The organism is Methylobacterium organophilum (assembly GCF_022179465.1).
Lineage (GTDB): Bacteria > Pseudomonadota > Alphaproteobacteria > Rhizobiales > Beijerinckiaceae > Methylobacterium > Methylobacterium organophilum.
Window position 1 is genome coordinate 243,648 of the sequence record NZ_BPQV01000005.1, and the last position, 24,704, is coordinate 268,351.

Genomic DNA, 24,704 nt, shown 5'->3' on the forward strand with positions numbered 1-24,704 from the left:
GGGTCCGGAAGCGGCGGCGCGCCCGGAGACGCGGCCGCGCACCGCATCGCAGGCGGAATGGTCCCGGAGGGGTCGGGCGGCCCCCTCCGAGGGCCCGCGCCGCATTTTTCGAGACAAATGCGAGCGACCAAATTTACAACCGTTAAGTGCATAAATGCTGGCGCCTTTGCATGAAATTTAAGCAGAGGCCGAACTTCGAAAGTTTTGTTTTACGCCGGCTGGCCAGGATCCCGCGCATCCTCTTCGGACTGAGTCTCCATGCGCTTCCTGTCGTCGCTTCGCGCCCGCATCGTCGCGGTCGCCCTCGTTCCCTGTCTGGCCTTCGCCGCTGTGGCCGCCCTGTCCGTGTCCGAGCATCGGGCGCAGAGCGCGGAAATGGGGCGGCTCGAAGCCCTGGTCGCCCTGGCCGGCCGGATCAGCGCCTTCGTGCACGAGGCGCAGAAGGAGCGCGGCGCCTCGAGCCTCTATCTCGGCTCGAAGGGCACCCAGTTCGCCGCCGAACTCGCCGCCCAGCGCAGGCTGACCGACGAATCGCGGGAGGGCGTCGCCGGCGCCCTCGCGGCGACCGGCGAGGCCGGGCTCGGCGCCGGCTTCCGCGGCAAGGTCGAGGCCCTGCGCACGGGCCTGTCCACCATCGCGGCGCACCGCAAGGCCGTCGACGGCCTGAACCCGAGCCCGGCCCAGAACCTCGCCGCCTACACCGGGGTGATCGACCAGGCCCTCGCCCTGGTCCGCGAGATCTCCCAGAACGCCTCCGATCCCGGGATCGGCGCGCGGACCGCCGCCCTGTCCGCCTTCCTGTCGCTCAAGGAATTCGCCGGCCAGGAGCGGGCGGCGGCCTCGGCGGTCTTCGCCTCGGGCAGCCTCGACCTCGCCGGCGCGCACCGGCTCGCCACCCTCAGGGCCAACCAGGACACCTATGCGGGCCTGTTCCGTGCCGGCGCGACGCCGGAGCAGGCCGGCTGGCTCGATGCCGCCGAGGCGGGGGAGGGCGCGCGCGAGGTGGCGCGGCTGCGCGGCATCGCCCTCGCCACGATGCCCGGCCAGCCGCTGGCCTTCACGGACGCCAAGACCTGGTTCGCCCGCGCCACGCAGCGCATCGATGCCCTGAAGGGAATCGAGGACCGGCTCACCGCCGAGCTCGCCGCCCGCGCCGCCGCGGTGCACGGGGAGGCCGATGCCGATGTCCGGCTCTGGGCGCTGGCCGGCCTCGGCACGCTGCTGCTCTCCGGGCTCCTCGCCTTCGGCCTCGGCACCGCCATCGCCCGGCCGATGGGCCGCATGGCCGGGATCCTCACCGCGATCGGCCGGGGCGAGACGCAGGTGGCGATTCCCGCCGGCGGCCCCACCGAGCTGCGGGCCATCGCCGCCGCCGCGGAGGCCTTCCGCGAGAGCGTCGCCGAGCGCGCCCAGGCCCGCGCCGCCCAGGAGGCGGCCGAGGCGGCGCATGCGGCGGATCGGCGGGCGGCGATGATGGGTGTCGCGGAGGGCTTCGAGGCCCGCATCGGCGGGATCGTCCAAGCGGTCTCGGCCGCCGCGCGGCAACTCGAAGCCGCCGCCGAAGCCATGAGCGTGGCGGCCGGGGACACGTCGAGCCTCAGCAGCGCCGTCGCCGAGGCCTCCGCCCGGGCCGCCGCCTCCTCGGACACGGTGGCCGCGGCCACCGAGGAGCTCTCCACCTCGATCCACGAGATCTCGTCCCAGGTCGCCGCCTCGGCGGAGGTCGCCGGCGTGGCGGAGCGGGAGGCCGGCGCCATGGCCGGGGAGGTGCACCGCCTCGCCGAGGCCGCGGGCAGCATCGGCGAGATCGTCGGGCTGATCTCCCAGATCGCCGACCAGACCAACCTGCTGGCGCTGAACGCCACCATCGAGGCCGCCCGCGCCGGCCCCGCGGGACGCGGCTTCGCCGTGGTCGCCGCCGAGGTGAAGGCGCTGGCCAGCCAGACCGCCCGGGCGACGGAGGAGATCGGCGCCAAGGTCGCCGAGATCACGACGACGACGGGCAGCTCGGTCGCCGCCATCGCCGGCATCGGCGAGGTGATCCGCCGGCTGTCGCGGATCTCGACCGACATCGCCGCGGCGGTGGAGCAGCAGGGCGCGGCGACCGCCGAGATCGCGCGGACCACCGCCGAGACCTCGGAAGGCACCCGCACGGTCTCCGAGAGCATCGCCGGGGTGAGCGCGGCCGCCGGGGCGGCGAGCGCCGGCTCCGCCCAGGTCCTGTCCGCGGCGGGCGACCTGTCCCGCCAGGCGGCGGCCCTGCGGGAAGAGGTCGACGGCTTCCTCGCGCAAGTCCGGGCAGCCTGAGCGGACGGCCTGAGGCGAGGGGCCCCGCGCCCCCTCAGTGCCGCGCCTCGCCGGCGGCGGGTTCGCCCTGGATGGAGGTGACCGCGGCCTCGGCCTTCGTCACCATCAGGTTCTGGCGCATGCTCTGGAGATGGTCGACCACGACCATCGCCCCGGGCTCCAGGCCCTGGAGCACCGCCGTGCTCTCGCCGTAGCTGTCGCCCACCTCGATCGGCGTCATGTGGACCCGGCCCGCCTCGTCCACGGTCCAGACCACCTGCTGGTCGAGCTGGGCCGAGAGGGCGACGGTCGGGACCAGGAGGCGCTCCTGCTGCCCGACCTCGACGCGGGCGCGCACGAAGCGGCCGGGCAGGTAGCGCTCGTCGCCGTTCTCGACGAGGGCCTGGATCAGTCGTCGCCCGGTGCGGGGATTGAAGCGGTTGTCGAGCTTGTAGATCCGCGCCTCCCGCACGGGGCGGTGACGCAGGTCGAGGAGCTGGACCCTGGCGCGGTCCTCGGCGAGCGCGACCCGCACCGCCTCGGCATCCTCGGCCGAGAGCGCCATCTGGACGTCGATCGGATCGACCTGCACCACCGAGGCGAGGCGGGTCTGGTTCTCGATCACCATGTCGCCGATATTGACGAGCGACAGGCTGGAGCGGCCGTCGAAGGGCGCGCGCACCACGGCATAGTCGAGGTTCAGCCTCTCCCGGGCGATGGCGGCCTCGGCCTCCTGCAGCCTGGCGGCGGCGGCGGCGCGGTTCGATTCGTTCTGCTGGGCGCGCTGCTCGGTGGCGAAGCCCTTGTCGGCGAGCTGCTCGGTGCGGTTCACCTCGGCCTCGGCGAAATCGAGGGTGGCCTTGGCCTGGTCGCGCAGGGCCTGGGCCGATTTCAGCGCCACCTCGAAGGGCCGCGGATCGATCCGGAACAGGACGTCGCCCGTCTTCACGTGGCCGCCGGGCTCGAAGGGCCGCTCGACCACGATGCCGGTCACCCGCGCCTGGAGTTCGGCATCCCGCGGCGAGAGGATGGTGCCAGTATATTCGAAGGCCACCGGCACCGCCTGCCGCGACGCGCGGACCACCTTCACGGCCAGCACCGGCTCCTCCTTCGCCTTGGGCCGGGCACGGGTCTCGACCTTGAGGTGATGGGCGAGGAAACCGGGAATCGGGTGGCCCGCCCCCCACCAGGCCCCGCCGGCGAGGCCGAGGGCGCCGACGGCGAAGCCGGCGATGACGAAACCGAGCCCTGAGCGCACCCGCTGCTCCCCGACCTGCTGCGCGGCGCCCCGCCCCCGCGGGCCGCCCGGCGCCGGACAGGGAACACGCGGGAAAGGGAGACGTTGCACGCGAGGCTTGGCCGATCCGCGCAGTCCGCGCCGCGTCCCGGGACAGGCTCGACACCCGCAGGGGAGCCGGCGCCCGCGCATGTTCGCCACCTTCGTCGACCGGCCGATCCTCGCGGGCGTGATCTCGGTGATCATCACCACGATCGGCCTCGTCGCCGGGCTCACCCTGCCGGTGGCGCAATATCCCGACATCGCCCCGCCGATCGTCAACATCCAGGCGACCTATCCCGGCGCCTCCGCCCAGCAGGCCTACGAATCGATCGCGATCCCCCTGGAGCAGGAGATCAACGGCGCGCCCAACCTGATCTACATCCAGTCGACCTCCTCGACCGACGGCAGCGTCTCGGTGGATGCGACCTTCGAGGTGGGCTCCAACCTCGACGCCGCCGCCGCGGAGGTGCTGACCCGGTCGAGCCGGGCCGAGGCCAAGCTGCCTCAGGCGGTGCGCGACCAGGGCCTGGAGATCCAGAAATCCTCCCGCCAGCGCCTCGGCAACGTCGTGCTCTATGCCGACGAGGGCACCGGCTTCGACGAATTGTTCCTGGCGAACTACGCCGAGACGCAGGTGATCAAGCCCCTGCGGCGGGTCACCGGCATGGGCCGCATCCAGAACTTCTCGAACATGCGCTACGCCATGCGCATCTGGCTCGACCCGGCCCGGATGGAGGCGCTGGGCCTGGCGACCGAGACCGTGCTCCAGGCGGTCCAGGCGCAGAACGCGCAGATCACCACCGGCTCGCTGGGCAAGCTGCCGATGGACCGGGCGACGCCCTTCGAAGTGCAGCTCGTCACCAAGGGCCGGCTGGTGAAGCCGGAGGAATTCGCCAACATCGTCCTGCGGGCCAATCCCGACGGCTCGGTGGTGCGGGTCTCGGATGTGGGCCGGGTCGAGCTCGGCTCCGAGCAATACGGCGTCACCTCGAATTTCGACGGCAAGCCCTCGGCCACGCTCGGCATCTTCCAGAACCCGGACGCCAACGCCGTCGAGGTGATGAACGGGACGCGCGCCACCATGGCGGAGCTCGCCCGGCGCTTCCCCCCGGGCCTGCACTACAAGATCGCCCTCGATTCCACGGAGTTCGTCAAGGAGGCGATCTTCGAGGTGGTGCGCACGCTGATCGAGGCGATCGCCATCGTGATCGTGGTCACCTTCGTCTTCCTGCAGAACTGGCGGGCGACGCTGATCCCGACCATCGCCGTGCCCGTGGCGCTGATCGGCACCTTCGGGCCGATGGCGCTGCTCGGCTTCTCCTTCAACACCCTGAGCCTGCTCGGCCTCGTCCTGGCGGTCGGCCTCGTGGTCGACGACGCCATCATCGTGGTGGAGAACACCGAGCGCCTGATGGCGGAGGGCCTGGAGCCCAAGCCCGCGGCGCGGGAGGCGGTCAACGAGGTCGGCGGCCCGGTCATCGCCACGACCCTGGTGCTCGCCGCCCTGTTCGTGCCGGTCGCCTTCATCCCGGGCCTGACCGGCCAGCTCTACAACCAGTTCGCGCTCACCATCGCGATCTCGGTGCTGATCTCGGCCGTCGTCTCCCTGACCCTGACGCCGGCGCTCTGCGGCCTGCTGCTGCGCCCGCACGAACGGACGCGGCATCCCTGGTGGCTGCGACCGCTCGACGGGTTCAACACGGCGCTCGACGGGGCGGCCCGCTTCGTCGTGGCCGCGATCGGGCTGCTCGCCCGGCACGTGGTGCTCACCCTCCTCGTCTTCGCCCTGTTCGCGGGGGCGACCGTGCTGCTGCTCCAGCAACGGCCGACCGGCTTCGTGCCGGAGGAGGACCAGGGCTATCTCTACGCGGAGGTGGCGATGCCCCTCGGCGCCTCGGTGCAGCGCACGGAGGCGATGAATGCCCGCTTCGGCGCGGCGTTGCGCGCCCGCGACGACGTCGACCACACCATCGGCGTGAGCGGGCGCAGCTTCCTCGCCGACACCGTCGCCCCGTTCTACGGCTTCAACATCCCGGTCATGAAACCCTGGGACGCGCGCACGACCATGGTCAACGACCTGATCGCGGAGATGGAGACGCGCTTCAAGAACGACCCGGACGGGCAGGTGCGCATCGCCAATCCCTCGCCTCTGCCGGGGCTCGGCACCCGCGGCGGCCTGACCCTGGAGATCCAGGACCGCTCCGGCAATGGCGGGCTCGGGCTTGCCAGGACCGCCAACGACTTCGTCGCGAAGATCAAGGCGCTGCCCGGGGTGAGCGGCGCCACGCCGACCACGGATTGGGGGGTGCCGCAGATCCGCCTCGACATCGACCGGGCCAAGGCCGAGCAGCTCGGCGTGCCCCTCTCCCGGCTGTTCGAAGCCCTGGGCACCTATGTGGGCTCGAGCTTCGTCAACCTCTTCAACCGCTTCGGCTTCGTCTACCAGGTCTATGTGCAGAGCGAGGCCTCGGGGCGGCGCCAGTTCCAGGACCTGGAGGCGCTGACCGTGCTCAACGTGGAGGGCCAGCCCGTGCGGCTCGGCTCCCTGGTCCAGCCGCATTTCACCACCGGGCCGACGGCGGTCCTGTCCTACAACACCTACCCGGCGATCGAGGTGGCGGTGACGATCGACCCGAGCTCCAGCTCCGGCACGATCATCGAGGCGGTCGAGCAGCTGGCGGGGGAATTGCCGAGCAGCTTCTCGATCGAGTGGACCGAGGTCGCCTACCAGGAGAAGATCGCCGGCAACTTCGCGCCGATCATCTTCGGGCTCGGCGTGTTCATGATCTTCTGCTTCCTGGCCGGCCAGTACGAATCCCTGCGGCTGCCCCTCGTGATCCTGCTCGCGACCCCGCTGGCGATCTTCGGGGCGGTCGGCTTCCTGGCCTTGCGCGACATGCCCCTCGACGTGTTCGGGCAGATCGGGCTGCTGCTCCTCGTCGGCCTGGCGGCCAAGAACGCGATCCTGCTCGTCTCCTTCGCCGAGGAATTGCGGCAGCAGGGCGAGGACGCGCTGGAAGCGGCCAGGCACGCGACGCGGATGCGCATGCGCCCGATCCTGATGACCTCCTTCGCCTTCATCCTGGGCTCGGTACCCCTGGCCATCGCCAGCGGGGCGGGGGCGAATGCCCGGCTCTCCATGGGCACGGTGGTGATCGGCGGCCTGCTGGTGGCCACGATCCTGACCCTGTTCGTCACCCCGGTCTTCTACGTCGCCGCGGAGCGCCTGCGGGGCGGGGAGGGGGATCAATCCCGCGCGAGGAAGCCCGAGAGCGGGCCGGACAGCCGGCAGACCACCCCGGCCGCGTCGTAATCGACCGCGACCTCGCCGCCCACCGCCCCGGACAGGCCGCGCTCGATCAGCCGCGAGCCGAAGCCGGTGCGGGCCGGCGGCGTCACCGGCGGGCCGCCGCTCTCCTGCCAGCGCATGTTCAGCCGGGGCTCGGCCGCGCCGTCGGCGACGATCTCCCAGGTGATGCCGACGCGGCCCTCGGGCACGGAGAGGGCGCCGTACTTGGCCGCGTTGGTGGCGAGCTCGTGCAGCATCAGGGTGAGGGGGAGGGCGGCGGCCGCCCCCACCTGGATCGGCGGCCCGGCGAGGCGGAAGCGGCCGGCCTGGCCGTCGTCGTGGCTGGCGAGGGCCCCGGCGATCAGGGCCTCCATGTCGGCGGCCTCGCTCGAGCCGTCGAGCAGGATGTCGTGCGCCTTGCCGAGGGCGATCAGGCGCGCCACCAGGGTCTTCTTGGCCGTCTCGACCTCGGTGACGTTGCGCAGGCTCTGCGCCGCGATGGCCTGCGCCATGGCCAGGGTGTTCTTGAGCCGGTGGGAGAGCTCGCGGTTGAGCAGGCGCTGCTGCTCCTCGGCCTGGATGCGGGCGACGGCCCCCCAGGCGCGCTCGGCGATCTCGCGGGCGAAATCGACCTCGCCGCTCGACCAGTCGCGGGCGGCGGCGGACTGGGCGAAGAGCACGCCGACCAGGGCGCCGCGCCGGACCAGGGGCACCTCGACCGCCGCGCCGATTCCCGCCCGCGCATAGGCGGCGGCGCGCGCCGGGGGAAGCTCCGCCGCGGCATCCCGCAGCACGCAGACCGCCCCCCGGGCGAGCTCGGGGAGCCGCAGGGGGAGCGCGGCGGCGGCATGGGTGCCGGCTAGGCTCGGCAGGGCACCCGCGCTCCAGTCCCGCTCGACGGTGAGCGTCGCCTCGGCGCCGTCGGGGAAGGCGTAGCCGGCCCGGTCGAGATCGAGGCTGCGGCCGAGGAGGGCCGCCGTCGCCTCGGCGATCTCGGCGGTGCTGCCCGCGTCCCGCAGGCGGTCCCCGAGGGCGATCAGGGCGCGCTGGCACTCCGCCGCCCGGCGCTCCTCGGTGATGTCCTCGATCATCGCCGTGACCTGGATCTCGTCGCCGCGCCATTGCGAGACGAGGTTGACCCGGGCCCAGATCAGCCGTCCGTCCTTGCGCCGGTAGCGCTTCTCCAGGGTCTCCTGCATGATCTCGCCGGCGGCCAGCCGGCGATGGAGCCGGTCGCGTTCCTCCGCATCCTCCTCCGGCGTCCATTGCGCCACCGACTGGCCGACGATGTCGGCGGGCTCCGCCGCCCAGATCGCGCAGAGCTTGGCGTTGACGCGCAGGGCCTTCAGGCTGCGCGGCTCGAGCTGGACGATGCCGACATTGGCGCCCTCGAACACCGCCCGGAACTGGGCCTCGGCCCGCTTGCGCTCGGTGAGGTCGAGCATCGCCCCGATCATGCGGACCGGCCGGCCGGCGGGATCGCGCACCATCGAGCCCCGGTCGAACACGTCGGCATAGCTGCCGTCGGCCCGCAGGAAGCGGTATTCGTGCCGCCAGTCCATCGCCCGGCCGGCGATGACGGCGCGGATATCCGCCTCGACGCCGGCCCGGTCCTCGGGATGGACGTGGTCGAGCCACCAGCCGCCGGTCGGCGCGATCCGGGCGGGATCCCAGCCATAGGCGGTGAGCAGGGCCTCGTTCCACAGGACGTGGTCGGCGACGAGGTCCCAGTCCCAGATCGCGTCGTTGGTGGCGTGGGTGACGAGGCGGTAGCGCTCCTCGGTCGCCAGGATCTCGGCCTGGGCGCGGCGCTCGGCGGAGATGTCGCGCACCGTGCCGACGAAGCGGGTCGGGCGGCCCTCGACGCTGGTCAGCCGGCCGCGGGCCGCGATCCAGCGCAGGACGTTCCCGTCGGCGGCGACGGTGCGGTACTCGCAGTCGAACACGCCCGAGCCGGCGGGATCGAGGGCCGCCCGCACCGCCGCGTCGGTCCGCGCCCGGTCCTCCGGGTGGAGGCCGGAGAGGAAGGCGCCCTCGTAGCTGACCGGATCCTCCGGCCCGAGGCCGAACATCTCCCGGGTGCGGGCGTCCCAGATCAGGGTGCCGGTGACGAGGTCGTAGTCGAAGATGCCGACGCCGGTCGCCTCCACGGCGAGCCGCAGGCGCAGGGCGCTCTCGGCGAGGGCGGCGGCACTGGCCCGCAGCTCCCGCTCCTCCCGGGACCGGCGGGCGAGGTCGGCGTCGCGGGCCTCGACGCTGCGGCGCAGGGCGAGCTGGAGCATCACCTGGCGGGCCAGCGCCTCGAGCCCGGTCATCTGGGCCGGGGACAGCCCGCCGGGGCGGGGATGCGTGTCGAGGATGCAGAGCGAGCCGAGGCCGTAGCCCTCCGGCGTCACCAGGGGGGCGCCGGCGTAGAAGCGCAGATGGGGCGGCCCGGTCACCAGCGTGTTGGCGCGGGTGCGGGGGTCCGCGGCGAGGTCGGGGATGACCAGGATGCCGGACTGCTCGAGGGCATGGGCGCAGACCGACTGCGCCAGGGACGTCTCGCAGGGCTCGAAGCCGACCCGCGCCTTGAACCACTGGCGGTCCTCGGCGACGAAGCTGATCAGGGCGGTCGGCGCCACGCAGAGCCGGCTCGCGATCAGCACGATATCGTCGAAATCGGGTTCCGGCGGCGTGTCGAGGATGTCGTATCCGTCGAGGGCGGCGAGCCTCCCGGCATCCGCGACGGCCTCTGGCAACTCGGGAGACCGGGCACTCATCGGTCGGTCGGCTCGCGCGGCGTCGGGGCGATGTCGGGCCGCCGCCGGAGCGGAGACCGGCCCCTCAGGCGATCGGGGCGTCCGGCGCGGTCGCACCGTTGCCGCCCTTGCCCTGCACGGGGTCGGGATCGATCGCGATGAAGCGGCCGCTGCGGCTGCACACTGCGCCGAGCACGGTTTCAAAGTGCCGCTTGACGCTGGCGTGGCACTCGCAGGCGGCGGCCTCGACCTCGGTGCGGTTCAGGATCGTGATGCGGCCGCGGCCGATGGCGATCAGGCCCTGGTCCTGCAGCGAGCGCAGGATCCGGGTCAGGTAGGTCCGCTGCACGCCGAGCATGGCGGCCAGCACCTCCTGCGTCACCGGCAGGACGGGCGTGTCGAGCCGGTCCTGAAGGGTCATCAGCCAGCGCATGCAGCGCTGCTCGATCGGGTGGAGGGCGTTGCAGGCCACCGCCTGCAGCACCTGGGCAAGCAGGCAGTCCGAATAGCGGGTGAACAGGTTGCGCAGGGTCTCCGAGCGGCGCTTGGCCTCCTGCAGGCGGCGCACGTCGATGCGCAGGGCCGGCCCCGGGATCTGCACGACCGCGTTGGCGGAAGCCGGCAGGCCCCCGTTGCTGACGACGCCGCCGACCGCGCCCTCGCGGCCGACGGTCGCGGTCTGGGCGCTGCGCCCGTCCGCCATCTCGATGACGAGGGTGATCACCGTGAATTCGCAGGGGAAGGTGACGAAGCCGACCTCGCTGCCGGCGGAGAAGATCACCTCGCCGCGCTGGTGCTCCCACCGCTCCAGATAGGGGGCGAGGAGCGCCCTGTCGTCCGGGCTCAAAGCCTTGAGGAGGAGGTTTCCTTCGAACAGGGGCTCGCGAGCCGCCGACATGGTCGACATGATGACGCTTTGTTCACGCTTCGTATCAGGTGCTCGTAGCGCAAACACCTTCGATCGTCTGTCCACTAGTAGACAGATCAATCGACCATTCGTTCAATTTGTTCCTAATATCGGGTCCACTTGCACCGCAAGGCCGGGCCCGTCATTTCTCCGTACAGAGGCCGCGGCTCGACAGGCGGCGATGCTCCCGCGGATCGCAATCGGTCGCCAGGAACGAGGCCCATTCGGCCTGGGTGCCGTAGAAGGCGTTCCGGTCCACGTCCCCGCGCACGCCCGGCACGCGGCCGGTCGAGGTGAACTGCCAGAGCATCCACTGGCGGTTGGCGAAGCGCTGCTCGGGCTCCGCCGCGGTGGAGCGCACCCAGTGCGGGTAATCGGGCAGCTCGCCTTCCAGCACGTCCCGGTGGAAGGTGATGTCGGTGTAGATGATCGGGCGCTTGCCGGTGTAGCGCTCCATCTCGTCGAGCATGTACTGGATCATGCCCAGCGCCTGGGCCTTGGGCAGCCGCTTCGGGCAGGCGACGGAATGGCCGTTCCACTCCACGTCCAGCACCGGGGGCAGGGCGGTCGGGTCGTTGGGCACGTTCCGCTTGAACCAGTCCATCTGCTCCTTGGCGGAGCGGCACCAGAACACGAAATGGTAGGCGCCGCGGGGCACGCCGGCCCGGCCGGCCCCCTCCCAGTTCTCGCGGAAGCGCTCGTCCACGTGGTCGCCGCCCTCGGTCGCCTTGATGAAGGCGAACTGGGTGCCCGCGCCCCGGACCGAGGCCCAGTCGATCGGGCCCTGCCACTTGGAGATGTCGATGCCCTGGATCGGGTGGCGCTTGGCCCGGGCCACACCGGGATGGGGCTTGGCGTCGCCCTTTGTGGGGTAGAAGCTCGTGTCGGCGGCGCAGGCGGCCAGGCTCGACAGGGCGAGGGCGGCGGCCAGCCGCTTGAGGCGCGGCACGCAGGCCAGAACCGTCTTCGCGATCTCCAGCGACATCGAGGCCCCGCAACCGTCTTCGCGCCAATGCATGGCTATTGGTTGCCCTGGGCGCGGTTAAGAGAGGTTTGACGCCATTGCGGCGAATTTCCGGTAGCCGTTGTAGGGGAGGCACATCGCGAGGACCTTCCCACGACAATCCTCAGGGGGCGTGGCCCGCAAGCCTCAAGAAGAGCCCGCGTTTTCGGATCGCCGTCACATCATGAAGACTCTGTTCACCATAGGATACGAGGGCCTCGATCCGGAGCGCCTGCACGCGGCGCTCAAGGAGGCGGGGGTGGCAACGCTCGCCGACGTGCGGGCGGTGGCCAATTCCCGCAAGCGCGGATTCTCGAAGGGCGCCCTGAAGGCCGGGCTGGAGGAGGCGGGCCTCGGCTACGCGCATCTGCGGGCGCTGGGCACGCCGAAGGCCGGCCGCGAGGCCGCCCGCGCCCACGATGCCGGGCTGATGCGGAGGATCTATTGCGAGGAGGTGCTCGACACCGCCGACGGGGGGCTCGCCCTCGACGCCCTGGCCGAACTCGCGGGCAGGGCGCCGGTCTGCCTGCTCTGCTTCGAGCGCGATCCCGAGCGCTGCCACCGGCGGGTGCTGGCCGAGCGCCTGGCGGCGCGCGGCTTCGCCACGGTCGACCTGTTCGGGTGAGCCCCGCCCAGGCTCAGAGCATGCTGGGCAGGATGCGGTCCGGCGGCCGGTGGCCGTCCATGAAGGTCTTGATGTTGATGATGACCTTCTCGCCCATGTCGACGCGGCTCTCGTGGGTGGCCGAGCCCATATGCGGCAGCAGCACCACCTTGCCGTTGCGGGCGAGGCGCACGAGGCGCGGGCTCACTGCCGGCTCCTGCTCGAACACGTCGAGGCCCGCCCCGCCGATCTCGCCGGCCTCGATCAGGCGCGCCAGGGCGTTCTCGTCGATCACCTCGCCGCGGGCGGTGTTCACCACCACGGCCTCGGGCTTCAGGAGCTTGAGGCGGCGGGCGGAGAGCAGGTGATAGGTCGCCGGCGTGTGCGGGCAGTTGACCGAGACGATGTCGACCCGGGCGAGCATCTGGTCGAGGGATTCCCAGTAGGTCGCCCCCGTCTCCTCCTCGATGCTCGCGGGCACGCGGCGGCGGTTGTGATAGTGGATCGACAGGCCGAAGGCCCTGGCGCGGCGGGCGAGGGCCTGGCCGATCCGGCCCATGCCGACGATGCCGAGGCGCTTGCCGGTGATGCGGCGCCCGAGCATCCAGGTCGGCGACCAGCCGGTGGTCCAGTCGTCGTCGGGGATGATGCGCGCCCCCTCCGCCACCCGCCGGGCCACGGCGAGGATCAGCGCCATGGTCATGTCGGCGGTGTCCTCGGTCAGCACGCCGGGGGTGTTGGTGACGGTGATGCCCCGCTCCAGGGCCACGGCCACGTCGATGTGATCGACGCCGTTGCCGAAATTCGCGATGAGCCGCAGGTTCGGACCGGCCTGGGCGAGCAGGGCGGAATCGATCTCGTCGGTCACGGTGGGCACCAGCACGTCCGCCTCGCGCAGGGCGACGGCGAGCGCCTCGGCCGACATCGGCGCATCGTCATGGTTGAGGCGCGTGTCGAAGAGCTCGCGCATGCGCGTCTCGACCGCGTCCGGCAGGCGCCGCGTCACCACGACCAGCGGCTTGCGCTTGAACGACGACATGACCCCCTCCCGGCACCACGCGCGGCACCCGACTGACCTCGCCGGCGGCTCCGGCCCGGCTTACGCTCCCTTAACCACGTCCCGGCCAGATGGGGCGGAATGCGGCATCGGGTGGGGAGAGCCGGCGGGCTGCCCGCGTCTTCCGGCCTCTCTACCAGAGCGACGGGCGAAGACAATGCGGGCGGCCGGTCCGGCGCCCTTCCGCGCCCCGAACGCCGCCTGCGACAGGATCCCGGGCAGGAGACCGACGATGCGACGGACGATGCGACGGACGGCCCGGGCGCGCGCCCTGTCCCTGCTTCTCGCGGCCCTTCCGGGGCTGGCCGGAACGCTGCCGGCGCTCCCCGCCCTGGCGGCGCCGGCGACGCCGGAGGCGGGCCTCGGCCCCGTCACCAAGCTGCCGCTGCCGCGCTATGCCAGCCTCAAGACCGACCGGGTGAACCTGCGGGAGGGCCCGTCCAAGGACCACCGCACCCTCTGGGTGTTCCAGCGGGCCGGCCTGCCGGTGGAGATCATCGCCGAATTCGAGACCTGGCGGCGCATCCGGGATTCGGAGGGCACCGAGGGCTGGGTGCTGCATTCCCTGCTCTCGGGGCGGCGGACCGCCGTGGTGATCGCCAGAGCCGGAGGCGACAAGACCGGGGGCGACAAGGCCGCCACCGTGACGCTGCGCTCCCGCGCGGACGAGACCGCGGGGGAGGAGGCGCGCCTCGAGCCCGGCGTGATCGGCAGCGTGAAGAGCTGCACCGGCACCTGGTGCCGGCTGGTCGTGTCCCTTCCGCAGAAGCGCGGCGACGTCGACGGCTACATCCGCCAGGACCGGCTCTGGGGCGTCTACCCGAACGAGCGGGTCGAATAGGCGCACCGCGCGAGCGGCGGGCGCAAACGAAAAGGCCCGGGACATCCCGGGCCTTTCGCATGTCTCGCAGATGCCGATGAAGCGGGTGACGCGTCAGGCGCGGCCCGAAGCCGCCCGGCGGCGCAGGCGCACGATCACCTCGACGCCGGCGATCTCCATGCCCTCGGGCGCCTCGGGCAGCGAATCGACGGAGATGCCGCATTCCGGCATGTCCATCACCTCGCCCTCCTCCTCGAGGAAGAAGTGGTGGTGCTCGCTCGGGTTGGTGTCGAAATAGGCCTTCGACCCGTCGAGGGCGAGCTGGCGCAGCAGGCCGGCCTCGGTGAACTGGTGCAGGGTGTTGTAGACGGTGGCGAGCGAGACCGGCACCTTGGCGCGCATGGCCTCGTCGTAGAGCATTTCCGCGGTCAGGTGGCGGTCGCCACGGCCGAAGAGCAGCCAGCCGAGGGACAGGCGCTGCCGCGTCGGGCGCAGGCCGGCGCGGCGCAGGCGGTCCCGAAGGTCGGAGAGCGGGCAACCGCGGCGCGCAGCCGCGCCGGCCTCGGCGGCATTGGCCGGGCGGGCGTTCAGGACGGCCTGAAGTGGCGACAGGTCGGACATCGGCGGGACGGCTTTCTCACTCTTCACTTGACATCTGGCGCAATAGTATACGTGCCTGCGGCAACGACGACAACCCGACAGAGCCTCGAACCTGCGCCGCCCGGCCCTCCGCCGGGACGGCTATCAGGCAGGGGGGCACTGTGCTAACGAGGCGCCGCCTCGGACCCGGCATCGGCGCCGGCCCATCCTCCGCCTCCCCGGACAAGAAACCAGCCGAAGGGAACCGAACCGCTCACATGGCTCCTGTGTCTTCCGAATCCGAGACCCCCGCGCAGCCGGAGCAGGGCGGCCCTGCGCCGCGGCCGTCGAGCTTCACCTACGAGGAGCTGCTGGCCTGCGGCCGCGGCGAGATGTTCGGGGCCGGCAACGCCCAGCTTCCGCTGCCGCCGATGCTGATGTTCGACCGCATCACCTCGATCGGCACCGAGGGGGGCGCCTACGGCAAGGGCCATGTGCTCGCCGAGTTCGACATCCGGCCCGACCTCTGGTTCTTCCCCTGCCACTTCCAGGGCGACCCCGTGATGCCCGGCTGCCTCGGCCTCGACGCCCTCTGGCAGCTCGTCGGCTTCCATCTCGGCTGGCTCGGCAGCCCCGGCCGCGGCCGGGCCCTCGGCGTCGGCGAGGTCAAGTTCACCGACCAGGTGCTGCCCACCGTCAAGAAGGTCGTCTACGGCATCGACATCCGGCGGGTGCGCCAGGGCAAGCTCGTGCTCGGCATCGCCGATGGCTGGCTCGAGGCGGATGGCCGCCGGATCTACGAGGCCAAGGACCTGCGCGTCGGCCTGTTCCAGTCGTAAAATCCGTCCCCGCAGCGGTCGAACGCGTGCCAATCGGGCACGGATCGGGCTTTGCGTGGTTGAGATTATGCGCACATCATCTTAGGTGACGCCGTGCGGCGCGTCTGGCGCGGCGACGGAGATTCCTTCGAGCATCATGCGGCGTGTCGTCATCACCGGGATGGGCATCGTCTCGTCCATCGGCAACAACACCCAGGAAGTGCTCGCCTCCCTGCGCGAGGCGCGCTCGGGGATCGTGCGGGCCGAATCCTACGCCGCGCGCGGCTTCCGCAGCCAGGTGGAGGGCGCCCCCCAGCTCGACGCGGAGAGCGTGGTCGACCGCCGGGCGATGCGCTTCCACGGCGGCGGCACCGCCTGGAACCACGTCGCCATGGAGCAGGCGATCCGCGACGCGGGGCTGGAGGCCGGCGACGTCTCCAACGACCGCACGGGCATCATCATGGGCTCCGGCGGGCCCTCGACCCGCACCATCGTCGAATCGGCCGCCATCGCCCAGGAGAAGGGCCCCAAGCGCGTCGGCCCCTTCGCCGTGCCGAAGGCGATGAGCTCCACGGCCTCGGCCACGCTCGCGACCTGGTTCAAGATCCGCGGCGTGAACTATTCGATCTCCTCGGCCTGCGCGACCTCGAACCACTGCATCGGCAACGCCGCCGAGATCATCCGCGGCGGACGGCAGGACGTGATCTTCGCCGGCGGCTGCGAGGACCTCGACTGGACCCTGTCGGTGCTGTTCGACGCCATGGGCGCGATGTCCTCGAAGTACAACGACACGCCCGCGCGTGCCTCCCGCGCCTACGACGCCAACCGTGACGGTTTCGTGATCGCCGGCGGGGCGGGGGTGGTGGTGCTCGAGGAATACGAGCATGCCAAGGCCCGCGGCGCGAAGATCTACGGCGAGATCGCCGGCTACGGCGCCACCTCGGACGGCCACGACATGGTCGCCCCCTCCGGCGAGGGCGCGGTGCGCTGCATGCGCCAGGCCCTGGAAGACCTGAAGGGCGTGAAGATCGACTACATCAACCCGCACGCGACCTCGACGCCGGTCGGCGACGACAAGGAGATCGAGGCGATCCGCGCGGTGTTCGGCCGCGGCGAGGCCTGCCCGCCGATCTCGGCGACGAAGTCCCTCACCGGGCATTCCCTGGGCGCCACCGGCGTGCAGGAGGCGATCTACGCGCTCCTGATGATGAACAACGGCTTCATCTGCGAGAGCGCCCATATCGACGAGCTCGACCCGGCCTTCGCCGACATGCCGATCCTGCGCGAGCGCCGCGACGGCGTCTCCCTCGGTCATGTGATGTCGAACTCGTTCGGGTTCGGCGGCACCAACGCCACGCTCGTGCTCAAGCACATCGACGCCTGAGGCGCCCGGAGGCGGCCCTCTCGCAGCTGCGAGACGTACAGCCAAGGTTAGGCCCGGGCTCGTCTTGGGGGTGCCCAAGGAACCGGTGCAGACAGCCGGCGTTCATACGACCGGAGGTATGATGCATCCATGTTGATCTGTCTCGCGGTCTTCCTGGTTGCTTGCACGCTCGGCCTCGGCACCTTGGCCGTGCGCGTCAAGCAGACCCTGATCGACGACGCCCGCTCCGGCACCCGCGGCTATTTCTGAGGCCGAGCCGCACGCGTCCCCCGCTCCTGTCCCGGCCCCGCCCCGGCGGGGCTTTTTCGTGCCCGATCGCGGTCCGGATGCGTGGACAGGCATGCAACCGGCGCGTTAAGCCTCGTCGGGGAACTGACCGGGCGCCGCCCGGAACGAGCGTTCGGGACAGCGTATGACGGGTTTGATGGCGGGCAAGCGCGGCCTCATCATGGGGGTCGCCAACGATCATTCGATCGCCTGGGGCATCGCCAAGGCGCTGCACGCCCAGGGCGCGAGCCTCGCCTTCACCTATCAGGGGGACGCGCTCGGCCGGCGCGTCACGCCGCTCGCCGCCTCCCTGGGCTCGGACGTGGTGCTGCCCTGCGACGTCGAGAATCTCGCCTCCGTCGACGCCACCTTCGCCGCCCTGGACGAGCGCTTCCCCGAGGGGATCGACTTCCTCGTCCACGCCATCGGCTTCTCGGACAAGGCGCAGCTCAAGGGCCGCTACGTCGACGTCACCACTCGCGAGAATTTTTCGCGGACCATGACGATCTCCTGCTTCTCCTTCACGGAGCTGGCCCAGCGGGCGGCCCAGCGCATGCCGCGGGGGGGCTCGCTGCTGACCCTGACCTATGGCGGCTCGACCCGGGTCATGCCGAACTACAACGTGATGGGCGTGGCCAAGGCGGCGCTGGAGGCCTCGGTGCGCTACCTCGCCTCCGATCTCGGCCCGGACGGGATCCGGGTCAACGCCCTCTCGGCCGGCCCGATGCGCACCCTGGCCGGCGCCGGCATCGCCGATGCCCGGCTGATGTACAATCACCAGAAGGCCCATGCCCCCCTGCGCCGCACGGTGACGCTGGAGGATGTCGGCGGCTCGGCGCTCTACCTGCTCTCCGACCTGTCGAGCGGCGTGACCGGAGAGGTCCACTTCGTGGATTCCGGCTTCAACATCATCTCGATGCCGCGGCCCGCCGTGCTGCAGGCCCAGGACGAGGCCGGCGTCGTCGGCGACGACTGAGCCTTATCAGCCGCGCTGGGGCGGCCGCAGGGAACGCAGGAGCCGCGGGAACAGGCCGGGCCTGACGCTCGGCGCCCCGGCCATGCCCTCGGCCGACGCCCCCTCCGTCTCCAGATCCTCCGGCTCGGACAGGGCCTCCGCCCCGTTCTCCCCGCCGCCATGGACGCGCATCAGCACGTCGGCGACGAGATCGGGAATCGGCTGGCTGAAATCGTCGAGCAGCAGCGCGGCCTTGCCCAAAGCCGTCACCTTCGCCTCCGATGGCTCGCCCGTCATGCTTTCCCGCAGGATCTGATCGGCCAGCGCCCCGGCGAGCCGGGACACTTCCGACAGCCGATCGGCCTGCCCTTCCCCCTCCGCCCTCATCGCGTACCTCCGCCCAAGTCGAGATGGATCGGAGAGAGATATTGCCGAAATTTATCGCCCGCAAATCAACCTGTGTTTAATTGACGCGGCGTTCGCCGCGCGCCATCTGTATTCTGCACCGCGGATGTTCTGGCGGGACCAAGCAGAACCCGGTTCGCGGAGCGGTCCGCACTTGCCCGGCGGCTCGAAAACTTTCCGGGGATTTCCTCCGGCCGCCCCGCCCGACCCCTTGCCCTCACGGGAAACTTGCGGAACCGCCCGGGACCGCCTCAGATCAGGAGCAGGTCGAGCCCCACGACGAGGACCGCGCCGGCAAGGGACAATCCGAGCAGAACGAGGCTCGAGAGCTGATCGACGGTATCGATGCGCTGCCCGGCATGGTGCCGGGGATCCTGAGCGGACATGCTTTCTTCTCCTCACGCGGCTCGTGAGGAGAAAACCGCCGCAGGCCGCGAAGGTTTGGGTGCAATACCGACGCAGCCGCGCCCACGCCGGCCCCGATGCGGCAGGCACCGGACGCGCCGCCCGGCAGGAAAGGGCCTCAAGCGGGCCGCTGTTCGATCATCCCGTACCAGCCGAGCCCCTCGTAGGTCTCGTAGCCGGGCGTGCGGTGGAAGGCGGTGAGCGTGCCGGTGCGCGGATCGCGCGCGGTCCCACTCTTGCGCCCCTCGGGATCGGCCGCCACCGTCGCGCCGAGGGCGGCCCCGCCGCCGGAGGCGGCGAGGATGCGCCGCTGGGCATCGACGAGCAGAACGCGCGTGCGGGCCCGATCCTCGGGGGCCACCCGCACCCCCTCGACGATGGCGCGGGCCTGGGGCTCCCAGTCGAAATGGATGGCGAGCAGGCCGCAGGGCGGCCCGTTCCGCTGCCCGCGCCCCCGCACCGCCGCCGTATAGGTCGCCACCTGCGCGTTCTCGAGCAGGGCTTCGCGGCGGACATCGGCGCAGCCATAATCGTCGCCGCTGCTCAGGGCGAGGGCCTCCTCGAACCAGCGCTCGCCGGCGACGCTTCGGCCGGTCAGGCCCGGATAGCGGCTGGAGCGGCCCGTCGCGAGGATGCGGCCGGATCGGTCGCACAGCCACAGATCGAGATAGACCGTATAGGCCGAGAGGATGACGCCGAGCCGCTCGGCCGCGTAGGCGGCGGCCTCCGGCGAGGGCTGGGCCGCGCAATCCACGATGGCGGCGTCCGTCGCCCACCAGCGCACATCGCAGGTCCGCTCATACAGATTGCGGTCGATCAGCTCGACGGCATTCAGGGCGAGGTCGATGAGGCGCTCTTCCTGCGCGCAGCCGGCCATCGCGCGGACGGCCTCCTGCACCTCGACGATCTTGCCGGACAGATGCGTCTCCAGCTCACGGGCCAGCCCTTCGATCTCCGTCCCGATCGCCCGAACCTCCTGGGCGACCACGGAGAAGCCGCGCCCATGCTCGCCGGCCCGGCCGGCCTCGATCAGCGCGTTGAGGGCGAGGATACGGGCCTGGCCGGTGATCTGCCGGATCCGCCCGGTCTTGTCCTGCGCCACGTGGCGTAACTCCGCCGCGAGCGCCGCGATCGCCGCGAGCGTCGGCGGAGAACCAGTCTTGGGCTCTTGGGTCGGAGCAGGATGCATGGGAGATCCGCATGGAGACACGCGGATCATCAATTGTGATCAATAAAACTCGGTTAATTTTCATTCCCAGAAGGAAAGAGGCCGGTCGGCACAACTCCAGAACTGCAAATACACAATCTACGATATTATTTTTGCCGGCACGATCAATTTCACCACGAAGTGACGAGGCCCCTCAGTGCGTCGGCTCGCCCGCCGCGACCTTGGCCGTCCAGTCGTCGAAGGCGACGACGCTCTGGCGCTGCTCGCCGAGACCGTCGATGCGCAGCACCATCTCGTCGCCGCTCTTCAGGAAGCGCTGCGGCTTCATGCCGACGCCGACGCCCGGCGGGGTGCCGGTGGTGATGACGTCGCCGGGCTCCAGCATCATGAAATGCGAGACGTAGGCGACGATCTGCGGCACGTCGAAGATCATCGTCGCGGTGGAGCCGGTCTGCATGCGCTGCCCGTTGATGTCGAGGCTGAGCGACAGGCCCTTGAGATCGGGGATCTCGTCCAGGGTGACGAGCCAGGGGCCGAGGGGGCCGAAGGTCGGGCAGCCCTTGCCCTTCGTCCAGGTGCCGCCACGCTCCATCTGGAATTCGCGCTCGGAGAGATCGTTGCAGATGCAGGCGCCGGCCACGTAGTCCAGCGCCTCGTTGGCGTGGACATAGGAGGCGCGCCGGCCGATCACCACCGCGAGCTCCACCTCCCAGTCGGTCTTGGCCGAGCCCTTGGGCAGGATGACCGTGTCGTTCGCCCCGGCCATGCAGGAGGGCGCCTTGTTGAACACGATCGGCTCGGCCGGAATCTGCGCGCCGATCTCGGCAGCGTGGTCGGAATAGTTCAGGCCGATCGCGACGAAGTTGCGGGTGCCGCCGACGCAAGGGCCGAGCCGGGTCGCGGCCGGGAGCGGGGGGAGGGTCTCGGGGTCGATCCTGCGCAGGCGGTCGAGGCTCTCGCGGGACAGGGCCGGCCCGGCGACGTCGCGCAGGAGCCCCGACAGGTCGCGCAGGCCGCCGTGGCGATCGACGAGGCCGGGTTTCTCCTCACCGGGATTTCCGTGGCGGATGAGCTTCATCGGGTCTGCGTCCGGTCCTGCCTTGCGGGGGCGCGACCATGGCGCCGTCATGGAGCCGGTGCAAGGGTCGACGCGGGCGCCGGCGCGGGAATGGTGGCCGCCCGCGGACGTGACGCAAATGACACAGACCGGAATCAAAGCGCCGAAACGCCCGCTCAACGCCGATCGTCAATGCAGGATAGCGCATAAGGTTCAGATGTGAACCATTTGCGGCGGATCTCTGCGACAACAGCGCGCGCAGGTTTTCGCAAGCAGAGAATCAGTCGAGACACGTCAATTTACTGATAAACCCTTAAGAAACATAGGCATTGATAAGTACCCGCAAATGCGCCACCGTTGCGCCAAGGTGCCAGCCCGGGCGACGCAGCCGAGAGGAATCCAGCACCGTCGAACAATAGGTCTGAGAAGGGGTCAGGACGTGGGGAAGATCGGCAGGATTCGCGCACACGCGCTCTCGGGGGTCTCGGCCCTGTGCCTCGCAGGGCTCGCGGCGGGCGTGACGACCCAGGCCCAGGCCGGCGCCTTCGGCATCCGTGAGCAGAGCACGCAGGCCCAGGGCCTGTCCTTCGCCGGCGCGGCCTCGGGCTCGGGCGGCGTCTCCTCGATGTTCTGGAACCCGGCCGTGATCACCATGCGGCCGGGCTGGGTCAGCGAGCAGAACCTGACCTTCATCAATCTCTCGTCCGAGATCCAGCCCACGGCCGGCACCAATCCCGGCTTCCTGCCCCTCGGCGGCTCGGGCGATATCGGCCAGGGCGCGGTGGTGCCGGCGGGGGCGACCTCCTACCAGCTGAGCGACCGGGTCTGGATCGGCCTGCAGACCGGGGCCCCCTTCGGCCTCGTGACGAAGCCCCGGGACGTCTGGGCCGGCGAGGTCTACGGGCGGTCCTCGCGGATCTTCTCCCTCGCCTTCAACCCGGTGATCGGCTTCAAGGTCAATGACTGGCTCTCCGTCGCCGCCGGCCCGAACATCGAGTATTTCCGCCTGACCCTGCGGCAGGCCGTGCCGCTGACGCCGCTGCTGCCGGCGGCCGCCCTCCCGAGCGCCTTCCTGAAGGGAGATTCCTGGGGCGTCGGCTTCACCGCGGGCGCGACGATCACGCCCTGGGACGGCACCGTGCTCGGCATCGGCTACCGCTCCTCGGTGCATCACGACCTCGAGGGCTCGATCGGCGTGCCGCTGCTCGCGCTCGCCCGGGCGGCGGGCCAGGTCAAGGCGAACCTCAACACCCCGGACAAGCTCAGCGTGGGCCTGACCCAGGCGATCAACCCGGTCACCCGGGTCAGCCTCGGCTTCGAGTGGGACAACTGGTCGAGGCTCGGCACGATCGGCATCGTCTCGAAGACCCTCGGCGTGCCGGTGAACTTCCTGCCGCTCAACTACAAGGACGGGTTCACCTACTCGATCGGCGCCGAATACGACTGGTCGCCGGCCCTCACCCTGCGGGCGGGCTTCGCCTACGAGGAATCGCCGATCGACTTCAGCAACCGCTCGGTGCGCCTGCCCGACAACGACCGCTACATCGCCTCGATCGGCGCGAGCTACCGCTGGAGCGACCAGCTCACGCTCAACGCGGCCTATTCGCACTTCTTCCTGGACAAGAGCAGCATCCTGGCCGGGCTGGGACGCGACTACGACACGCGGAACGTGCTGGGCGCCAGCATCGCCTTCGCCGGCACGGTCGATTCGAGCGCGGACGTCGTCTCGGTCGGCTTCCGCTACGTCTTCGCGCCGCCCCCCGCCGCCATCCCGGCGCCGCTCGTGCGCAAGTACTGACGGCGCTCCTCATGTCCGGGGCCGCCGCGGGCGGCCCCGTTCGCGGCGCGGGGCCTTCAGGCCTTCATGCGGACATAGGTGCCCGGCGCCGGGCCGAGGGAGGGCAGGCCCCCCTCGCCGGGGATGCGGGCGGGAACCCGCTCCGGCGCCTGCTCCTCCAGCCACTTGAACCAGTAGGGCCACCAGGAGCCCTCGTGCTCGGTGGCGGCCGTGAGCCAGTCCTCGAACTGACCCTTTGTCGGGCCGCCGGTGCGGAAGCCGTATTTGGCCTTCTTGCCCGGCGGGTTGACGACGCCCGCGATGTGGCCGGAGCCCGCCAGCACGTAATCGACCTTGCCGCCGAACTTCTTGGAGCCCTCGAAGACCGAGACGGCGGGGGCGATGTGGTCCTCGCGGGTGGCGAGGTTGAAGACCGGCACCTTCACCTTCTTCAGGTCGAGGCGCACGTTGCCGAGCACCATCTCGCCCTTGGCGAGCGTGTTGTTGAGATAGCAGTTGCGCAGGTAGAAGGAATGGTTGGCCGCCGGCATGCGCGTGGCGTCGGCGTTCCAGTAGAGCAGGTCGAAGGGCAGGGGCGCCTTCCCCTTCACGTAGTTGTTGACCACGTAGGACCAGATCAGGTCGTTGGGCCTGAGCATGTTGAAGGCGTTGGCCATGCGCGCGCCCTCGAGATAGCCGCGCTCGGCCATCCGCGCCTCGATCACCCGGATCTGCTCCTCGTCGGCGAAGACCTTGAGATCGCCGGCATGGGTGAAGTCGACCTGCGTGGTGAGGAAGGTCACGCTCTTGATGCGCCGGTTGCCGGTGGCGGCCTGATAGGCCAGCGTCACGGCGAGCAGGGTGCCGCCGACGCAGTAGCCCGCCGCGGACACCTCGGTCTCGCCGGTGGCGACGCCGATCATGTCGATCGCGGTCTCGATGCCCTCGCGCATGTAGGACTCGAAGTCCTTGTCGCGGTGGCGCTCGTCCGGGTTGACCCAGGAGATCACGAACACCGTGAGGCCCTGGCTGACCATCCAGCCGATCAGGCTTTTGGCCGGGTTGAGGTCGAGGATGTAGAACTTGTTGATCCAGGGCGGCACGATCAGGAACGGTCGCTTGAGCACCGTCTCGGTCTTGGGCGCGTACTGGATCAGCTCCATCAGATCGTTGCGGAACACGACCTCGCCGGGGGTGACGGCGACGTCCTCGCCGAACTTGAAGGCGGAGAGGTCGGTCTGGCGCACCCGCAGCTGGCCGCCGCCGGCCTCGATATCCTCGGCGAGCATCTTCATGCCGCGCACGAGATTGGCCCCGTTCTCCTGCAGGGTGTGGCGCAGCAGTTCGGGGTTGGTCATCACGTAGTTGGAGGGCGACATCGCCCCGAGGATCTGGCGCAGGTAGAACTCCGCCTTGTGGCGGGTATGGGGGTCGAGCCCCTCCGCCTCGCGCACCAGGGTCTCCGCCCAGCGGGCGGTGATGAGATAGCTCTGCTTGACGAAATCGAAGACCGGGTTGCTCGACCATTCCTCGTGGGCGAAGCGCTTGTCCTTGGGCTCCGGCTCCGCCACGGGCGCCGCCGCCTGCCCCTGCATCCGCGTCCAGGTCGCGCCCCACAGGGCCATGAAGGCCTCGCTGAGCCTGCGCTGCGCCGTCAGCGCCTTCTCCGGATCGCTCATCCAGGCTTCCGCCACCCGGGTCAGGGTGCGGGTCATCTCGTTGATCTCGTCGGTGCCCTCGGGCGCCGCGGGAAACGCCCCGTCCTTCGCCTCGAAGGGCCGCATCGAGGCGGCGGCGATCTTGCCGAATTCCTCCGCGAGCTGACCGGCGTTGCGCGAGATCGCCTCAAGGTCCGGTACGCCGGGTACGCTTCTCTCGGTCGCCACGCGCGCGCTCTCCTCCC

Annotated in this window: 19 protein-coding genes; 8 read left to right on the forward strand and 11 right to left on the reverse strand. The window is 70.7% G+C overall.

Annotation, left to right across the window (positions count from 1 at the left end; all coding sequences use genetic code 11):
• Positions 1–258: 258 nt before the first annotated feature.
• Positions 259–2,307 carry a methyl-accepting chemotaxis protein gene (locus tag MFF21_RS10695; protein ID WP_238311132.1) on the forward strand — a complete coding sequence of 683 codons (2,049 nt, stop codon included), beginning with the start codon at positions 259–261 and terminating at the stop codon, positions 2,305–2,307.
• 34 nt (positions 2,308–2,341) lie between these two features.
• Here the strand turns inward: MFF21_RS10695 and MFF21_RS10700 are convergent, their stop codons facing one another.
• Positions 2,342–3,544: an efflux RND transporter periplasmic adaptor subunit gene (locus MFF21_RS10700; RefSeq protein ID WP_238311133.1), complete on the reverse strand. Its 1,203-nt coding sequence runs from the start codon at positions 3,542–3,544 to the stop codon at positions 2,342–2,344.
• Between the two features lie 169 nt (positions 3,545–3,713).
• On the opposite strand from MFF21_RS10700, the gene MFF21_RS10705 reads away from it, so the two are divergent.
• On the forward strand, positions 3,714–6,878 hold the full coding sequence (locus MFF21_RS10705) for an efflux RND transporter permease subunit (protein ID WP_238311134.1): 3,165 nt from the start codon (positions 3,714–3,716) through the stop codon (positions 6,876–6,878).
• Here the strand turns inward: MFF21_RS10705 and MFF21_RS10710 are convergent.
• From MFF21_RS10710 to MFF21_RS10720, 3 genes are all read right to left on the reverse strand, one after another.
• Positions 6,812–9,616, reverse strand: a complete 2,805-nt coding sequence (locus MFF21_RS10710; protein ID WP_238311135.1) for a PAS domain-containing protein — start codon at positions 9,614–9,616, stop codon at positions 6,812–6,814. The two genes, MFF21_RS10705 and MFF21_RS10710, sit on opposite strands and share 67 nt — an antisense overlap.
• 64 nt (positions 9,617–9,680) lie before the next feature.
• Positions 9,681–10,493: a Crp/Fnr family transcriptional regulator gene (locus MFF21_RS10715; protein ID WP_238311252.1), complete on the reverse strand. Its 813-nt coding sequence runs from the start codon at positions 10,491–10,493 to the stop codon at positions 9,681–9,683.
• A gap of 151 nt (positions 10,494–10,644) precedes the next feature.
• Entirely contained in the window at positions 10,645–11,487 is an 843-nt protein-coding gene (locus tag MFF21_RS10720; protein WP_238311136.1) for a glycoside hydrolase family 25 protein, read from the reverse strand.
• Positions 11,488–11,686: 199 nt separating this feature from the next.
• On the opposite strand from MFF21_RS10720, the gene MFF21_RS10725 reads away from it, so the two are divergent.
• A complete protein-coding gene (locus MFF21_RS10725; RefSeq protein WP_238311253.1) occupies positions 11,687–12,130 on the forward strand; it encodes a DUF488 domain-containing protein in 444 nt (147 codons plus the stop codon).
• 13 nt (positions 12,131–12,143) lie between these two features.
• Here the strand turns inward: MFF21_RS10725 and MFF21_RS10730 are convergent, their stop codons facing one another.
• Positions 12,144–13,148 (reverse strand): 2-hydroxyacid dehydrogenase, encoded by a 1,005-nt coding sequence (locus MFF21_RS10730; RefSeq protein WP_238311137.1) that lies wholly within the window; start codon positions 13,146–13,148, stop codon positions 12,144–12,146.
• A gap of 262 nt (positions 13,149–13,410) precedes the next feature.
• Here MFF21_RS10730 and MFF21_RS10735 point away from each other — a divergent pair, with 262 nt between their 5' ends.
• Positions 13,411–14,007: an SH3 domain-containing protein gene (locus MFF21_RS10735; RefSeq protein WP_238311138.1), complete on the forward strand. Its 597-nt coding sequence runs from the start codon at positions 13,411–13,413 to the stop codon at positions 14,005–14,007.
• A 93-nt stretch (positions 14,008–14,100) separates the two neighbouring features.
• On the opposite strand, the gene irr is transcribed toward MFF21_RS10735, so the two are convergent.
• Positions 14,101–14,607 carry a Fur family transcriptional regulator Irr gene (irr, locus tag MFF21_RS10740; RefSeq protein ID WP_238311139.1) on the reverse strand — a complete coding sequence of 169 codons (507 nt, stop codon included), beginning with the start codon at positions 14,605–14,607 and terminating at the stop codon, positions 14,101–14,103.
• Between the two features lie 236 nt (positions 14,608–14,843).
• Here irr and fabA point away from each other — a divergent pair, with 236 nt between their 5' ends.
• The 3 genes from fabA (at position 14,844) to fabI (ending at position 18,010) form a co-directional block, all read left to right on the forward strand.
• Positions 14,844–15,404 (forward strand): 3-hydroxyacyl-[acyl-carrier-protein] dehydratase FabA, encoded by a 561-nt coding sequence (gene fabA, locus MFF21_RS10745; protein ID WP_373324984.1) that lies wholly within the window; start codon positions 14,844–14,846, stop codon positions 15,402–15,404.
• Between the two features lie 136 nt (positions 15,405–15,540).
• Positions 15,541–16,767 (forward strand): beta-ketoacyl-ACP synthase I, encoded by a 1,227-nt coding sequence (gene fabB, locus MFF21_RS10750; protein ID WP_238311140.1) that lies wholly within the window; start codon positions 15,541–15,543, stop codon positions 16,765–16,767.
• Positions 16,768–17,179: 412 nt separating this feature from the next.
• A complete protein-coding gene (fabI, locus tag MFF21_RS10755) occupies positions 17,180–18,010 on the forward strand; it encodes an enoyl-ACP reductase FabI (protein WP_238311141.1) in 831 nt (276 codons plus the stop codon).
• A gap of 6 nt (positions 18,011–18,016) precedes the next feature.
• Here the strand turns inward: fabI and MFF21_RS10760 are convergent, their stop codons facing one another.
• The 4 genes from MFF21_RS10760 to MFF21_RS10770 all read right to left on the reverse strand — a co-directional run bounded on the left by MFF21_RS10760 (position 18,017) and on the right by MFF21_RS10770 (position 21,045).
• Complete coding sequence (locus MFF21_RS10760) at positions 18,017–18,376, reverse strand: hypothetical protein (RefSeq protein WP_238311142.1); 360 nt, start codon at positions 18,374–18,376, stop codon at positions 18,017–18,019.
• Positions 18,377–18,645: 269 nt separating this feature from the next.
• Positions 18,646–18,780, reverse strand: coding sequence for a hypothetical protein (locus tag MFF21_RS23975; RefSeq protein ID WP_283206524.1), 135 nt, complete (start codon positions 18,778–18,780; stop codon positions 18,646–18,648).
• Between the two features lie 137 nt (positions 18,781–18,917).
• Positions 18,918–19,988: a methyl-accepting chemotaxis protein gene (locus MFF21_RS10765; protein ID WP_283206525.1), complete on the reverse strand. Its 1,071-nt coding sequence runs from the start codon at positions 19,986–19,988 to the stop codon at positions 18,918–18,920.
• A gap of 172 nt (positions 19,989–20,160) precedes the next feature.
• Positions 20,161–21,045: a fumarylacetoacetate hydrolase family protein gene (locus MFF21_RS10770; protein ID WP_238311143.1), complete on the reverse strand. Its 885-nt coding sequence runs from the start codon at positions 21,043–21,045 to the stop codon at positions 20,161–20,163.
• 436 nt (positions 21,046–21,481) lie between these two features.
• Here MFF21_RS10770 and MFF21_RS10775 point away from each other — a divergent pair, with 436 nt between their 5' ends.
• Entirely contained in the window at positions 21,482–22,822 is a 1,341-nt protein-coding gene (locus MFF21_RS10775) for an OmpP1/FadL family transporter (protein ID WP_373324990.1), read from the forward strand.
• 56 nt (positions 22,823–22,878) lie between these two features.
• On the opposite strand, the gene MFF21_RS10780 is transcribed toward MFF21_RS10775, so the two are convergent.
• Positions 22,879–24,687, reverse strand: a complete 1,809-nt coding sequence (locus MFF21_RS10780; protein ID WP_238311144.1) for a PHA/PHB synthase family protein — start codon at positions 24,685–24,687, stop codon at positions 22,879–22,881.
• Between the last annotated feature and the right edge of the window lie 17 nt (positions 24,688–24,704).